Source organism: Chryseobacterium sp. CP-77, from assembly GCF_036362765.1.
GTDB lineage: Bacteria > Bacteroidota > Bacteroidia > Flavobacteriales > Weeksellaceae > Chryseobacterium > Chryseobacterium cupriresistens.
In genome coordinates, this window is sequence record NZ_CP143637.1 from 1,894,545 (window position 1) to 1,910,284 (window position 15,740).

At 35.2% G+C, this 15,740-nt stretch carries 12 protein-coding genes; 3 read left to right on the forward strand and 9 right to left on the reverse strand.

Going from position 1 to position 15,740, the window contains the following annotated elements; genetic code table 11:
- Positions 1–38: 38 nt before the first annotated feature.
- The 3 genes from V0410_RS08460 to V0410_RS08470 form a co-directional block, all read right to left on the reverse strand.
- A complete protein-coding gene (locus tag V0410_RS08460) occupies positions 39–590 on the reverse strand; it encodes a DUF2652 domain-containing protein (RefSeq protein WP_227941854.1) in 552 nt (183 codons plus the stop codon).
- A 109-nt stretch (positions 591–699) separates the two neighbouring features.
- The gene (locus V0410_RS08465; protein WP_330747123.1) at positions 700–1,446 is read right to left on the reverse strand and encodes a metallophosphoesterase; all 747 of its coding nucleotides are present in this window, start codon (positions 1,444–1,446) and stop codon (positions 700–702) included.
- A gap of 120 nt (positions 1,447–1,566) precedes the next feature.
- Positions 1,567–2,955 (reverse strand): MFS transporter, encoded by a 1,389-nt coding sequence (locus V0410_RS08470; protein ID WP_330747124.1) that lies wholly within the window; start codon positions 2,953–2,955, stop codon positions 1,567–1,569.
- 142 nt (positions 2,956–3,097) lie between these two features.
- Between V0410_RS08470 and V0410_RS08475 the strand changes: the two genes are divergently transcribed.
- Complete coding sequence (locus V0410_RS08475) at positions 3,098–3,568, forward strand: Lrp/AsnC family transcriptional regulator (RefSeq protein ID WP_131435042.1); 471 nt, start codon at positions 3,098–3,100, stop codon at positions 3,566–3,568.
- 78 nt (positions 3,569–3,646) lie between these two features.
- On the opposite strand, the gene V0410_RS08480 is transcribed toward V0410_RS08475, so the two are convergent.
- Together V0410_RS08480 and V0410_RS08485 are read right to left on the reverse strand one after the other, a co-directional pair.
- Positions 3,647–4,162, reverse strand: coding sequence for a hypothetical protein (locus V0410_RS08480; protein WP_330747125.1), 516 nt, complete (start codon positions 4,160–4,162; stop codon positions 3,647–3,649).
- Positions 4,163–4,174: 12 nt separating this feature from the next.
- Positions 4,175–5,191 (reverse strand): hypothetical protein, encoded by a 1,017-nt coding sequence (locus tag V0410_RS08485; protein ID WP_330747126.1) that lies wholly within the window; start codon positions 5,189–5,191, stop codon positions 4,175–4,177.
- Between the two features lie 483 nt (positions 5,192–5,674).
- On the opposite strand from V0410_RS08485, the gene mnmE reads away from it, so the two are divergent.
- On the forward strand, positions 5,675–7,060 hold the full coding sequence (mnmE, locus tag V0410_RS08490) for a tRNA uridine-5-carboxymethylaminomethyl(34) synthesis GTPase MnmE (RefSeq protein WP_330747127.1): 1,386 nt from the start codon (positions 5,675–5,677) through the stop codon (positions 7,058–7,060).
- Positions 7,061–7,223: 163 nt separating this feature from the next.
- Here mnmE and V0410_RS08495 read toward each other — a convergent pair whose 3' ends face one another.
- Both V0410_RS08495 and V0410_RS08500 read right to left on the reverse strand, forming a co-directional pair.
- Positions 7,224–7,748 carry a hypothetical protein gene (locus tag V0410_RS08495; RefSeq protein WP_330747128.1) on the reverse strand — a complete coding sequence of 175 codons (525 nt, stop codon included), beginning with the start codon at positions 7,746–7,748 and terminating at the stop codon, positions 7,224–7,226.
- Positions 7,749–7,839: 91 nt separating this feature from the next.
- Entirely contained in the window at positions 7,840–11,034 is a 3,195-nt protein-coding gene (locus V0410_RS08500) for an HsdM family class I SAM-dependent methyltransferase (RefSeq protein WP_330747129.1), read from the reverse strand.
- A gap of 570 nt (positions 11,035–11,604) precedes the next feature.
- Between V0410_RS08500 and V0410_RS08505 the strand changes: the two genes are divergently transcribed.
- A complete protein-coding gene (locus V0410_RS08505; protein WP_330747130.1) occupies positions 11,605–12,864 on the forward strand; it encodes a hypothetical protein in 1,260 nt (419 codons plus the stop codon).
- A gap of 114 nt (positions 12,865–12,978) precedes the next feature.
- On the opposite strand, the gene V0410_RS08510 is transcribed toward V0410_RS08505, so the two are convergent.
- Positions 12,979–13,677, reverse strand: coding sequence for a DUF1826 domain-containing protein (locus V0410_RS08510; RefSeq protein ID WP_330747131.1), 699 nt, complete (start codon positions 13,675–13,677; stop codon positions 12,979–12,981).
- 147 nt (positions 13,678–13,824) lie between these two features.
- Entirely contained in the window at positions 13,825–15,687 is a 1,863-nt protein-coding gene (locus V0410_RS08515; RefSeq protein ID WP_330747132.1) for a T9SS type A sorting domain-containing protein, read from the reverse strand.
- Positions 15,688–15,740 lie beyond the last annotated feature (53 nt).

The window sequence follows — 15,740 nt, forward strand, 5'->3', positions numbered from 1 at the left end:
ATAGCAAATTGACAAGGATTACTATTAAAAAATATATGCTAGTTTACACTTTCAAAGTAATGAATAACACCTACCTCAGGCAGACGGAACGGATCTTTATTAAAACCGGATTCTTTATTCCTGCTGCTTTCCAGAAAAGAATTACTGAAAAGTGCATAAGAAGGCTGTTCAGCGACTCCGTTTTTTAAAAGCTGATGAGCCTCGACAATTGTTTTTCCATATAATTTTCTGAAGTTTCCGATATTATACTGTGAAAAAGATCCGTAATGAACAATAAACTTGAGAGCCAGATCAATTTTGGTACTTAAACTTTTACTTAACTCTTCTATTTTCCTGTTGAAAGCAGTCCGCATCTTCCACAGCATTGTTGAAATACTCTGGTAAGACGGATTTTCATCATAACGGTAAAATAAAATGGCATCTCCCTCAATCTCGGAAATTTCAAAATACTGATCGTTCACATCAATGAGTGTCGACAGTAATTGCCGTACAATATACTCACCTGTATACAATTTTGTATTGAACACAAATTCAGTAAATCCGCTGAAATCCGGAATGAGAATAATCCCCTCCTGTATAGTTGTCTTCATAATGATAATGGATTAAAACCTGCTTCATCCTTACAGACGAAGCAGATTCAATTTTACTTTATCATTGTAAGACATTACAAAGAATCCTGTGGAAATTTTACTTCTATTTTTAAACAACAATCATCAGCTCCTTATCATATCCATTATACTTTTCGTCAATATAACCATGAGGATTACAGATAATTTCCGTTTCTCCGATTTTATATCTTACGGGAGTATGAATGTGCCCGTGAATCCAGTATAAGGGTTGGTATTCTTTAATTACATCTTCCAAATCTGAAGCATAAGCCGCTGTTAAAGGATCATTTTTGTAATGTTCTGGCACAGATTGTATGCTGGGTGCATGGTGTGTAACTACTATATTTTTAAGTCCTTTTGAGTCTTCAAGACTTTCTTTTAGCCATTGTTTTGAAAGCTGATGAATTTTAAAGGTATCCAATGTTCTCATTTTCGAATAGGAAGGATCTCTTTTTATCATTTTATAGTCATTCATCTTAGATTGACAAAGCATTCCGTACTCAACAGGATTTCCAAAGATGGAAAAATCCGTCCATAAAGTGGCTCCATGAAAACGGATACCATCAATATCTGTATATGAATTTTCCAACACATGAACATTGGAACCCAAGGCTGCTTCTTTAATCTTGTGAAGTGTTTTCGGATATGAGCCTTTATAATATTCATGATTACCTAAAACATAGATGACAGGTTTATCAGGTATAGCCTCTTTCATCCATTCAATTCCTTTGGTTCCCAGGTTGACGTCTCCTGCCAGCACAATTATATCGGCATGATCAAAACATAATTCCGTACTCCCAAATTCCCGGTGAAGATCGCTGATAATCTGTATTTTCATGATATATAGTAAACAGCAAAGGTAATAAAGGGAAGCAGAATAACAAAAATCGAAAAAAAGAACCGGCCCCTAAGCACCGATTCTTTCGTCATATAGTTTGTGTATTTTTAAGCCCGCTTGCTATGAAACGGCTACTTCTGCCTGCTTCACTTTTATGCTTTTCAATATAAAATAAAATAACATTCCGAGAGCCAGTAAAGCGTAACTGATCAAAATAATCAGATTCAGGCTTCCCACAGAAAGTTCTGACGGAAAGATCTGGCTCATTAAGGTCATAAACGACAATCCGATACCTGCTCCCAAAAAGTAACTTGTAGAGCTCAGACTTGAAGCCAATCCGTAATGTGCTGGCTCAACATCCTGAATTCCCATTACTGAAAGTGCGGTAAAACAGAACGTCATTCCTATTCCTGAAATACATGCTGCTCCAAGCAAAACCATAGTCAGCGGATGTCCTGCATATACAGAAATTAAGAGCAGCAAACCACCGGCCAGCATAAACAACCATCCTAAAACACCCATTTGAGAAGAACTCAGACGTTTTGATATGTGTGGAAGAATAAATTTAGCCGTTAAAGCTGACAGAATACTGAACGGAACAAGCATTAATCCTGCAGAAGCAGCGCTGTAGCCCATATCTTTCTGAAGCATCAGTGAAATCAGGAATAAAAATCCGATAAAAAATGCTCCCAGAGTAAAGAATACAGCATTGGAAACTACTAAAGATCTGTGTTTAAACAGTTTTAAATCTACCAATGGCTCTGCAACGGATTTTAAACGGTAGTACACCATAACAAGAAGTACTAAAGCGAGTATTAAAGAACCTGTTACCAGGAAAGGCTGTTCTTTGATGTGAACCAATTCATGTGTTCCGTAAGTCAGGCTTAGCAATCCAAGCACCATCAATATTCCTGAAACCATATCGGTTTTCTGAGCGGTTTCGCTTTTTTCATCTGTTGGCAGATAATAGTACGACAGCACCAATGTGATTAAAAGAATAGGAACATTGATCAGGAAAACCCAATGCCAGCTCAGGTAAGTACTGATGATTCCTCCTACTGAAAGACCACTTCCTGAACCAATGGCAGCAAATGAACTGAAAATTCCGATAGCACGGTTTCTCTCCTGCTCTCCTCTGAAAGTATTGGTCACAATAGACAATGCAGAAGGCATTACCAATGCTGCTCCCAGTCCCTGCAAAGCACGGAATAGGGCCAGCACTTCAAAGTTCTGAGATAGTCCGGCTCCTAACGAAGTCAGCATAAAAATCAGGGCTCCCCATAAAAACATTTTCTTTCTTCCGATCTGATCTGAAAGTTTTCCTCCAATGATCAGAAATCCGCCAAAGAATAACACATAAAGTGTCTGCAGCCACTGAACCGTCTCGGCTCCAATCTGAAACTGCTGCTGAATAGAAGGAATGGTCAAATTAATAATGGCAATATCCAACGCCTCTACAAATGTTCCTACCGATGCTAAAATTAATATTACATTCTTCCTTGTATCCATGTTTCAAATTTCCTGCAAAATTAAAATTAACAGAACGTATTTGAAAATTTAACCTTAAATTTGGAACAATATTGAATATTCAAAATATTCAATAGAACAAAACACCTGATACATCATAAAAAACCTATAAAAACAGAACAAAATGGCAACTGAAAATTATATTCCAGATGAAAAAGACTTATCCATCCTCCGTCTGCTTCAGAAAGACGCGAAGATGAGTGTCCGTGATATTTCGGCAAGAATCAACTTAAGTCCTACACCTACTCATGAGCGTATCAAACGTATGGAAAAACAGGGAATCATCAAAGAGTATACTGCTGTGGTTGACCGTAAAAAGGTTAATAAAGGAATGATGGTGATCTGTATGATCGCTTTAAATGTTCACAACAAGAAAACTGCGGGAAAATTCATTGAGGAAGTGGGCAGATTGAAGGAAGTGGTAGAATTTTACAATATCAGCGGGGACTTTGATTTTATGCTGAAGATCCTTGCTCCCAATATGGATGAATTTCATGAGTTTTTCGTGAACAAATTATCAGAAATTGAAGGAATCGGCCAGACGAAGAGCATTTTTGTCATGAACAGCATTAAGGAAAGTGCGCAGATTGTTTAAGACAAAATAAAAAGCAGCTGCGTGAAAACATGCAGCTGCTTTTTATAGTTAATCAATATTAGATTAATTTTTCATCATCTATTTCCAGTAATTCCAGACTGATCCGTCAAATACCGCCAGTGTTTTACTGACCGTATCATAGCACATCATACCCGGATAAGGATTTTTAACATTAAGATGCGGTGCTGCTATCTGAGGAAGAATCATCGCTTTATTCTGAGATTCCAGAACCAATACGCCATCAGCAGAACTTGCAGCCTCCCCCATAATGACTCCTTTTCCCGTTTCTGCAGAATTATTAGCGATAACCACACTTGAATTACCGGCATCTGACAGGGATTTCCACACATCATTTTCGTACATTTTTACTTTGTTATCCGTGACATCAAAGATGAATGTTCCGTTCTCCAAAGATCCTGCAGGAAAACCAGATGTTGCGGGAAGAATTATACCCTTTGTATTTCCTGCCACGTTATCAAAATCTAAGACCGTACTGTTTCCATCCACGGACTGTTTACCAATAGCAACCTGAGCAAAAAATGTATTGGAAATAACCAAAGCTGCTGCTATACTTATATTTTTTATATTGTTCATATTCTTATCAGTTTAATCATTACAGCTTCTTTCTACACATTTCCATTCCGTACCGTTGTACAGTTTTACACATTTATCCTGAATATCATACAGAAGCATTCCTTCTTTCGGTTCTGCGATGGCATCTCCGGGCTGTGGCGTCTGGCTTACATGCTGAACCCTGGTAATCACAAAACCTTTATTTTTTGATTCCATGGCCAGGAATCCGTTAGGTATATTTTCAGGCCACGAATCGCTTTTCTGCTGTATGGTAATTCCAAATTTTGTATATCCGTCCGGTGTCCCAGAAATTCCGGGCTTTGTACAAAATCCGTCGATCTCATCAATAATCACGGGAGCATTTCCACAGCTTGTTTTGTCTTCTGATAATCCTTCAGGCCAGAGAGCAGGACACATGGCTTTGGTTGCATTGGGTCCGCAGAAGCTTGAATTCCCCATTCCCAATCCTATAACAGATCCCATGGCAATGGTTACGATCTGGCTGTCATCACTGATAATGGAAGCTCCTCCACCACCACTTACGTCTGCTTTTGCAATACAGTACGCTCTTCCGGTAGGAACACCTACATATTCAACAGAAGGGTATGTCGTAGACTGCTGGGTAAATGTTCCGCAAATTTCTACCACGCTGCTTGTTCCCATTTCAATAACAGACGTTGTTCCGGGATAGAAACCGCCAAATGTCGGATCCTCCTGAATCACCGATCCTACAAGAGATAAGAAAGATTTGGTTCCCAGTTTAATTTTTGAATTTTTCTGAGACCCGAAAGTTCCTACTTTCACAGTTCCCGTACATTTAACACTTGTTCCGTCAGTAATTTCCAGAATCCCATCAACCTGAATACTGTTGGACTGCAGCTGTCCGGATTGTATGATAAGGGTAGCTCCATTCGGAATGCTGATATTGGTACTTACACTTAGGTTTCCATTAAGACAATACGTGTTTCCGCTTGTCATGGCCTGCCCTGTATAAGGGATACACTGAGCATAGGCTGCAGCACTGAAAACGAGCATTAATAAAAAAATCAATTTTTTATTAGAAATTAAAAAAAATACTTTATTCATATACATTTATAATACTTTAACAAATTATTACTGCTTTAATAATAAATTTTTAAACTTTCAACATCATCGACCCCACTAACAACAATTAATATACCAAACATCTGTTTAATTTTTTAATACTTACATGATATTCTACAACCCTACATCATTACCGGCGTTGTTAAAAAAACCTTATAAATGTTACACCACAATCAACTACATCTTTCAAATTCTGTTTATATTCAGCAGAATTATTTTTAAAATTTTATATTTTAATTCGTGTTTTTGCTCTGTGTTTAATAGAAATAATTCTGCGCTTGTTGATATAACAGGTTCATCTTTTATACAACAAGCCTCTCCAAACACAGCCTGTTTTAGATCTGCGCAGTTTTTGACTGAATACAGCAATAGATAATCTGAATAACAGACTTCCATCCAAATTCACATTAAAAACCGTAAATTTGCAGCATGAATAACGATACGATATGCGCGCTGGCTACAGCCAATGGAATAGGTGCTTTAGGCATCATCCGTGTTTCAGGAAATGAAGCTTTATCTGTAGTTCAGAAAAGTTTTCCGGCCAAAAACCTGGAAAAACAGAAATCCCACACCATCCATTACGGTTATTTTATGGATGAAGATGAAGCGATTGATGAAGTGATGCTTTCCATTTTCCTGGCTCCGAAAAGTTTCACCACTGAGAATTCTGTGGAGATTGCTTTTCACGGCTCTCCGCATATCGGAAAACGTATTCTTGAAACCCTGATCAAAAATGGGGCGAGAATGGCCAAAGCAGGAGAATTTACCCTTCGTGCTTTTATCAATGGCAGAATTGACCTTTCCCAGGCAGAAGCGATTGCCGATGTGATTGCTTCTGAAAATGAAGCTTCGAGAAAAGTTGCGATCAATCAATTAAAAGGAGGCATCACCAATGAAATCTCTGTATTAAGAACGGATCTTTTAAATTTCGTTTCCTTAATTGAGCTGGAGCTTGATTTTGCCGAAGAAGATGTGGAATTTGCTGACAGAAGTGCTTTAAGTGGATTATTGGATAAAATTGAAGTCAAACTAAATTCTTTGATTGAAAGTTTCCAATACGGAAATGCCATTAAAAACGGAACCGCTGTTGCCATCATCGGAAAACCGAATGCCGGAAAATCTACGCTGCTGAACTCTCTTTTGAAGGAAGAAAGGGCGATTGTGAGTAATATCGCCGGAACCACGAGAGATACCATTGAGGAAGTTCTTCATATTAAAGGTCATGCTTTCCGGTTAATTGACACTGCCGGACTTCGTGAAACGGTGGATGAAATTGAAGCGATCGGGGTAAAAAAAGCTAAAGAAAAGGTAGAAAACGCTAATATTCTAGTGTATCTGGCAGATGCTGCTACCGAGGATTTTTCTGAGGATATTGAAATGATTCAATCCTTGTTGAGAGAAGATCTGAAGCTGATTATCTGTGCGACAAAAATTGACGAAGTAATTCCCACAAAATACGAAACGGTAGAAGATATTTTCAGAAACGCCATTTCTCATGATTTTGACTTTATTAAAATCTCAGCCGTTGAAAATCAAAACATCCAGGATCTGAAAAATGAACTTTCTTCTTATGTGGAACATTTAAAAACTGAAGAAAATAACGTTATCATCACCAACCAACGACACTTTGAAGCCTTAAGAAAATCCATGGATGCCGTTCATAAAGTGAAAGAAGCTATTTCTTTCCAGATCTCTACAGAATTACTGGCGTATGAGCTTAGAAATGCCCTGGAACATCTTGGCGAAATTTCCGGAGAGGTGACCAATGATGAGGTACTGGGGAATATTTTTTCTAAGTTTTGTATTGGGAAATAACTTCAATCTCCTTTATCATATTTTAAGAATTTTGAATTCAAAATATAAAACAGCCTTTTTTGAGGCTGTTTTTTTGTTTATTGAAGTTTCTTTTGGAAAATTGTTGTTAAAGGAAAACTTTCTTTTTTACTCAAAGTCTCCTGGTTTTGTGTAACTGATCATTTTAATTTGCAATATTAATAAAGTTAAATATTAAATGTTTCAACGTTTCTATATTAGAGTGGTTCGATTCATAGTAATATTCAAATAACTTATTTTTTTTAATAATCAAGATTTCTGTGTTTCTTTTATCCTTTATAAGTAAAGAATTTACTCCATCAATAGTTTTATCAATTTCTCCATCAAGTAGATACCCTATTAAACTACCATTTTGATATTTTTTCGAAACAAAATTATTAATTCCAGTATTGATATATCTACGCTTTAATGCCGTAGATTTTTGTTTTAGATTTTTTGCTTCAAAAAAGTACTCATATTCCTCATTTTTTGAAAAAACGGATAGTCTAAAATCTATTCTGGGAAATTTATCCGCAAAACCTCTAACTTTAGGAATATCCTTCGGAATATCAGCTTCAACGTTTGTTGAAACCCTCCATTTTTTTCTTAATGGATTCTCTTTTATATGCCTATGTATTTCGGAAGAAATATCGTTTTCATTCCAATTTAGTTGGATTATTTTTTCAGTCATAGAAATTTGATATGCTTCGATAATTAATCGAAAACATTTTTGTTCAAAAGCATTCCTGAAATTTTCGTAAATATTCGAATTTAGCCCCATATTAATTCCCGTTTAATATTTCAAGAATTAACTCATTTGCGTCTTCCAATGCCATTGAAGATGACCAAAACCTACGTTGATTTGGACGAATAATATAAATATCATTACCTTTTTTGTAATTCATTTTTTTTCGAAAATAGATGCTACTTGATTTTTCTTCCCATAAATATTGGTCTAAGTTTTTCAACTCTATATCAATGAATTCTTTTGATGTTGCAATTTTTTTCTCTTTTTTATCAAAGGTTAGTTTAACCATCATCAAAGGTGTAAACCTATTTATATTATATACTGTCAAACTTGCGTAGAGTTCTTGACCATAAAGGAAGTCATTAATTTCCCTGTTAATTATATTACAATAATCCATTACATGAGCTTTATTCGTAGGATATAAGGCAATTGATTTTTCTTGCTTATGAAATAAATCTAAACTATAGTTTATGCTATCATTTACCAATGCTTTTTCACTTTCATTCAAATTCAAACTTTCATAAATTACCTTATCAATATTTTCATATATATATGATTCAAGCTCATTGTTAGCGAAAAGGTCATTTAAAAAACTTTTCGATTTTAGTTTGTCAATAATGTATTTTGAAGAATTGACTAATAATTTGAAATATTCTTCGCTAAGAGATATTGGAATAGAAAGATATTCATTTTTCATTACTTGTTCTCTCTCAATTCCATAAGAAGAAATTGTCATAAATAGATAATAAGAGCTTAACTTTGAATTAAAATATGACATTAATAAATATAATTCATCCGTTTGCTGACCATCCGAATAAAAGCCGTAAACACCATCCTTAAAAGAGCAGGGTATATCAATAAAAGAAGCACATATTCTATTTTTTTCTAAGCCTTTCTTTATGACTATATGAGGATTAATGAAAGCATCAATATCGCCCAATCTTCTAAAAGCAGTAAGCCTTTCAATTTTATCAATATCAGAAACATTATAAAATTTCTTATAAAAATTAACTGCTTTAGATGTCTTTATTGAGGTTTTAACATCTGATAATGAGTCATTAGGAGTGTAGTATCTTGTAATTACATTTGCGTCTAAATATTTAATATTACTTAATACTTCAGAATATAAAGGTTTATCGACTGAGTTAGTAAGTAAACCAAAACCAACCCCTGATTTTATATTTTTATTTTCATTGAATTTTCCAATAGTGCTCAAGTTCGAATTATTAAGACGTTCTATAAGTTCCCAATCACTTATGCTTCCCCACATTGCTACTTTCCAAATTTTAGTGTCAGGTTTTTTACACTCTTCTCTTGGTAGGTATTTTAAGTCTGTAAAATCTATGCTCAAACCTTCAATCACATTGGATTTGATATAAGTTTTTGGGGCATAATAAGCAATTTTATCACTGTAATTTTGAGGTTCTCCTTTCTGATAATAGATAATACTTATCGGACCTGTTGCGTCACCAAATAATTGTCCTCCAAAATTTTTCTTTGCGTTACGAAGAATTGAAAAGTTGAAAACTTTATCTACATAACAATCATTAAATAACCATTTTCTGAAATTTTGATAAGTTCCACCCGTATTAGTTAGAACTTTAGTGTTAAAAATTAAAGCAATTTTTCCATTTGGAGAAAATTGTGTTGCTTTATGTAAAAATGGTAATACCATCTCTTTAGCAAAATTATATTGGTTACAATAGTTTCTAATATTTTTATGCTTTCCTTCAATATCCTTTTCCTCAGATATTAATTCCCCAAATGGAGGATTCCCAACAATTAAATCGAAGTTTTGTAACTCATTTATATCTGATATGTCTGATATGGTGTCTCTACAAAATAAGTTTTTACCTTGTTCTTTTATTGCTTGGTCATTAGGGTTATTGATTAGATTTGGTAAGCTGTGTTTTTTGCTTTGCCACAAAGTTTTAGGGTCTAAATTGTCAACTAATGCAAGATACAAACTAAAAGCAGCAACTTTTATAGCCTGTGGGTTTAGTTCAATACCATAAATATTGTCGGTTAATAATTTTTTTAATTTATCAAAATTATTAAGTTTTTCATTGTTATGATTCTCATAACGTTTTACTAATCTTTTAAAACTTTCTACTAAGAAAATCCCCGAACCACAACTTGGATCTAAAACTTTAACATTATAATTTTTTTCTTTGTTATTAGTAGGTAGTTTTTCATTTAAAATAAATTCTACTAAAGAGGGAGGGGTATAATAAGTTCCTGTTTGTTTTTTTAGCTCAGGGTCGGTTTTGAAAAGAAAGTTTTCATAAATTTCGCTTAGTAGTTCAATTTGAATAATGCTAAAATTAAATAATCTCCAATCTTCAAAAAGTTTTATTTGAGGTGTATTATCATTTCCACTGATGAAACATTTTTTTATGATTTGAAGATGTTCTGTTTTTATAGTTTCAGTTTGTTCTAATGTGAAAATGTTACCATTGAAATCATCTTCTAATCGTTCATAAAGTTTATAAGTAGCTTCTACATCATCTAGGATATCAAAATAAGAATTTGCATCTTTTTTATAAAGTGAATAAAGTTTTTCATCAGTTGCTCCTCTATCCTCAAGATACAGTAAAAATAAGGACCGTAAAATGATTTTATGAATCAAATTAATTTCCAATCCATCATTTTCAAGTTGCTTTGAAGTGTTGATTAAACTTTCAACCAAGTATTTATCAACTCGCCTTTGTAAACTAATTTTGTCTCGAACGAATTGAGCTTCTTCCAAAGTCCAAATTATACCCGTATCAATGGCAATTCTTGAAAATAGTTTATTTAATTCTTGTAATTGTTGTTTGTCAGAATATCTATATGATTGAATTTCAATTGATTTTAATTCTTTTTCATAACTAAAATTCTTTTCAGTTATAATAAGTGGTTTTTCTGAACAATTGTAAATTCGTATTTCTAATTCAGAATAAGCATACAAAAACATTACTTTTTTGTAATTCCAAATTTTCCGTTGTGTTTCAGCAATATCTTTTAAAATTTTTACATCATTAAAATCAGAGACTTTTTTCAGAAAAATAGAAGGAAAACTATTTTTAGTTTCTTCGTCTGTATTAAAGTAAACTAAATCAATTCCAAAATCTTTTTCTTTTACTTCATTTAGGATAGAAACTTCGCTATCCAATAATTTTTTACTATCAGAATGAATTGGCTTTGCTCTGTCCAAACCAAGAAATTCAAGTATATTAAGTTCTGCCATATTGTTTGCTCAATATATATAACTTATACTAAAAATACAAATTTTTCAATCTATAAAACTAATCAATTTTAGCTAATAAAATATGATTTTATACTTTGTATAAGATGATGGTAGATATTTTATAAAATTATTTTTGTTTCAGTTTGTTAGAATGTTTAAAATCTTAACATTTTGAATATTATTCAAAGTTTGGTCAATAATGCGACAAAAGTCGTCGCATTAAAATTTATTTTTTGATATCTCAATAAAGTATCTATATTAGTCTTATGGGGAAGGTATAAGACAGGTTTTTACCACACCCAATATAAGATTAGGTAAGATTCCGATAAAATTTGATTCTATATTATCACTATTTATTTTAATATATAGATAATCAATATCTACCATTTTCATATTGGGAACATAGCTCCAATTCCCTCTATCACCACTCAATTTCAAATCCAAAAACATAAAGACAGCCCTTTCCAAGGCTGTTTTTTTCTTTATTAAGCCTCTTCAACAAAAAAATAGCGAAAAAGGGTAATTCCCTGGTAATGGTCTACACGGTAACTATATCAAAAAATAAGTATCATGAACGCAATTATTAAAAAACTATCCATTTTAAGTGTGCTGATTTCACTAATGAGTTTCTGTTCCTTCCTGTTTGCGCAGGTTTATCCAATCGGACAGATGTTTTTGACCACTTATGGCCAGTCTTTTACGATGTATAATACCGGGGTGATTGTTCAGGATGGCAATCCGGGAAATGCCGGCCAGGCCGTATATGATCAGACCGGAATTAATTATTTACTCTTGCCGTCTGCCATTCCTTACCAAAAGGCATTTTTTCTGGATTTTAATAAAAATATTATAGAGCTGGATTACAGATATGGATACCGCGTCGTGGGTTATTCCAATATTCCTGTTCCTCCGCAGCCGGTTATGTATCTGCCAAAGCCTACATATGATCATCAGATAGGAATTGAAACCGCTGACGGACTAAGACCGTTACCTACGCAGATTATTGATGAACAAAAACCTTATGGGGATGTCATGATGACCAGTGAGCAGAATGCCGTGGACTGTTATAAAAATTCTTTGAATTTTGACGGATCATTAAACCAGTTGAAATTCGGGGACTGTATGGTAACGAATATGGCAGGACAGAAAGAGCTTGAAATTTATAAATGTGCCAAAAATTCAGCAACCATGGAGGAACAAAGCCTTTGTATGCTCAGTATTTTAGGCGGTTCAAAAGAAAAACAGATTACCCGGGATATGATGAAGTGCTATAAAGAATATGGCGGCAATTATGAAATGTATCCCCTTTGTTTTGCTGATAAAGTCAATGATCCTGAACTCAAGCAATTAGTTTCCTGCTTTAAAGATCAGGCCAACAGTGGCGAAATATCTTTTATGGGAACTGCCGTGTGTTATGGAGCAAGTAAGCTTAATCTGAATACGGAAGCTCAAATAGCCGTGGAATGTGCGGTAAGCACCGGAGGCCAGCCGTACGCATTTGCAGGATGTGCGGGCGGCCAGTTAACCTATCGTGAATTAAATAAATGTCTAACAAACGGAGTTGGTGGTGACAATGGATGTTTCGGAAAAAATAATACGATTGTTAAAGGATTAAACCAGATTGGAGACGCTTTAAAAGGTCAGTTTGGTCCTAATAACGATATCGTCAAAACATGGAATACTACCGTTCATGATTTACAATACGGCCCCGGGAAAAATCACGAAGCGGTAAAAGTGGTCAGAAACATTAGTAACGAGCTTGGGAAAGCAGGAACTAATATAGCCAAAGAAATAAAAAAGGTAGTGCCCAAAATAAAAATAAAATGGTGAAGCTGATCTTCTGAAAATAAATAACTGATATGTAACCCGGTCTATCAACGATGAAATCCAATATCCTGAAGATGTTGGATTTTTCATGACCTCATGATTTCGATGCAAATTGAATTAACAAATCAGGAGAAGCCTGTATTCACCATCATTTTCCACGGGTGCCCTATGAACACAAGGCAAAGCGGATTGCTCAGGATGATCTACTGCAATACGCCAAAGATGGCCAATTCCTAAATTGACAGGCTCTGCATCGGGCTTAGGCTGATAATGAAGATCAAAGAAATACTCTCTCAGGAAGTCTTCAAATTCATCTTCAGTGCCGTCATGTAATTTTTTGAGCTGTTCCCGGACTTCAGGAATTACAATTTTCTGTTCCACCTGATCATTAGCGATGATATCACTTGCCGTTCCGTGATAAGTGCATAGAAAAGTATCTGTTGCAACAGGCGAACGGTCAACATGATACGAGTATACATCCGTTGAAATAAAACCGAGCTCTTCGTCCCGTTCATAGTTTTTAAGCAAATTAAGAACCGGAGATGCACCAAAATCTGTCAATAATTGCAGGTCATTTAAAATAATTTCTCTCGCCATACTCCCCTCTTCTGACAATTCCAATGCTAAAAGATCTTCGCCGGAAACTTCTGTAATATCATCTTTCAGCTGAAGCTTTGTGACGATTTCTTTAAAGTCACCCACTAAATTCCTATGCCAGCAAATGGCATTCATAACGCCATGAAAACGGGTATTGACAAGTTCAGAAAAAGAAGAAACCACCTCAATTTGATCATGGCCGGAAAATGCAGTGCTCATAGGTTGGAATAAACAGTTTAGCTGCTTAATTCTGCACAAAAATACGGAATAGGTTTTCAATCGCATAAGATGAAGGCTAAAAAAAACAGCATCCTTTTTAAAGAATGCTGTTTATATCTAAGGTTATTAATTTTCAGTTTTGTTTTTTTACTTCTTCAGTATCTTTTCTGTTACTGTTGAAGATTTTGTTTTAAGTTTAATATAATATACTCCTGTCTGAAGAGAAGATAATACGATCTGTTCCTGCATCATAGTCAAAGTTCCCTGTTTTAACAGTTGTCCCGTAGTTCCAAAGATTTCATAAGAAACCAAAGGCTCTTTGCTCCTGATGGTAAGCACATCCTGAACCGGATTCGGGAATAATTGAATTCCTGCCTGTACGGCTGTTTCCTCTACGGACATCTGGCTGCATGCTGACTTAGAATATTTTGTAATGAAAGACTGGGATTTTCCTCCCGTCACATTTACTGTCATGGTATTGACATTATCATTGGAATCTGTAAAGAGCTGGTCATGAAAAAGACCGCCTAGTACATAGTTTCCATCTTTATCTACAGCAATGGCTGTAAATTCATCCTGAACCTGAAAATTACTATGAATTTCTCCGGTACCAATTACTGCACCCGTATCTTTATTGAAACGTACCAGCAAAGGATCTGATAAATCTGAATTAGGACGTGTCATTGAAAAGCTTCCCCAAATCTCATTCCAGCTTCCTTTGGCGAAGGCCAGTTCATTTCCGTTCAGTGCCAGTTTTCCTTTCATGAAACGGTACGCAGAAAAGCTTGTAAGCCCATCCGGAACTTTTGCCCATTGTACAGCTCCATCAGCATTCAGCTTCATCACAAAAGGAGTCTGTCCCTGATAATTTTGTACAGGAAAAGAATAGTTTCCGAAAGTGGTAGGAACTGTTCCTGAAAAATAACGTCCGGAAATATAAATATCTGAAGAACCTGAACCTTTGATTACGGAATGAATTTCATCATCCATAAATGCCGGTAAGCTATTGTCAAATTCTTTTCTCCATAATTCAGCTCCGGTACTACCGTTAAACGCAAGTATATAGGCATTTTTTGTAAAAGGAATATTATTGTACGAAAGACTTTCCATAGTACTGCTGTAGTTTCCTACCATTCTTTTTCCTGCCAGATAATATCTGTTTAAGCTTTCATCGTACAGCAGATTTACTTTACCATCAGTTCCTCCTGCAGTTAATCCTCCGCTTATAGGAAGCAACAGTGGCGTTGCAGGTGTCATACTCCCGTTATCATAGTTGAATTTAACCAGATAGTACTGAAAGGAGGTAGTGAAGGTTGAAGGCACGGTAATTAAACCATTTAAATGATTTCCTGCTCTGAAACCCATAACAGCATGAATATTTTTGGATGAATCCATATACATCATCTGAACATCACAGCGTCTGCTGAGATAACTGACATCTCCCTGCAAAGCTTTACTCCAATCCAATGTTCCGTCAGAAGTTTTATATTTAAGCAGATATGCCGCTTTATGCGCCGGCTCTACTGTCTGATCATAATAGGTATACAAAGGCATGGTGTGAGTCGCATCAAAATGCATAGGAAGAGCGGTAGGATCGCCGCTGTAAGAATTATTATAAAGAGTAGCCATTACATATAAACCACCATTATTATCCACTTCAATATGCCAGGCATTTTCACCATCTTCTGATCCGCCAATAATGGTAGACCACAGTGCATTACCCTGACAATCCGTAGCAAACAAAATAAGATCACGTAGTCCATAATTAGGCACAGCTACCCCATTCAGATTCTGGCCTCCATTCCATACACTTGCGAGATAATAGGTGTTGTTATTGTTATCTACAACAATATCCCGTATAGATTCATCAAATTGGTAATTAAACCCCGGATCGGCAGAACCGGATTGGCCGCCGGCCTGTTTTGCCCATTGCCACTGGTAAGTCTGACTGAAAGATAATACCGGCAACATCAATAGTAATCCCCAAAGCTTGTTTTTTAGTTGTATCATATAAATTCATTTAATTATCACATACTATAAAAAACAGTGCTCTCCGAAGAGAA

Coding starts and splice junctions, on each gene's coding strand:
- V0410_RS08460 (WP_227941854.1), bottom strand. CDS start 590: ATGAAGACAACTATACAGGAGGGGATTATTCTCATTCCGGATTTCAGC.
- V0410_RS08465 (WP_330747123.1), bottom strand. CDS start 1,446: ATGAAAATACAGATTATCAGCGATCTTCACCGGGAATTTGGGAGTACG.
- V0410_RS08470 (WP_330747124.1), bottom strand. CDS start 2,955: ATGGATACAAGGAAGAATGTAATATTAATTTTAGCATCGGTAGGAACA.
- V0410_RS08475 (WP_131435042.1), top strand. CDS start 3,098: ATGGCAACTGAAAATTATATTCCAGATGAAAAAGACTTATCCATCCTC.
- V0410_RS08480 (WP_330747125.1), bottom strand. CDS start 4,162: ATGAACAATATAAAAAATATAAGTATAGCAGCAGCTTTGGTTATTTCC.
- mnmE (WP_330747127.1), top strand. CDS start 5,675: ATGAATAACGATACGATATGCGCGCTGGCTACAGCCAATGGAATAGGT.
- V0410_RS08495 (WP_330747128.1), bottom strand. CDS start 7,748: ATGACTGAAAAAATAATCCAACTAAATTGGAATGAAAACGATATTTCT.
- V0410_RS08500 (WP_330747129.1), bottom strand. CDS start 11,034: ATGGCAGAACTTAATATACTTGAATTTCTTGGTTTGGACAGAGCAAAG.
- V0410_RS08505 (WP_330747130.1), top strand. CDS start 11,605: ATGAACGCAATTATTAAAAAACTATCCATTTTAAGTGTGCTGATTTCA.
- V0410_RS08510 (WP_330747131.1), bottom strand. CDS start 13,677: ATGAGCACTGCATTTTCCGGCCATGATCAAATTGAGGTGGTTTCTTCT.
- V0410_RS08515 (WP_330747132.1), bottom strand. CDS start 15,687: ATGATACAACTAAAAAACAAGCTTTGGGGATTACTATTGATGTTGCCG.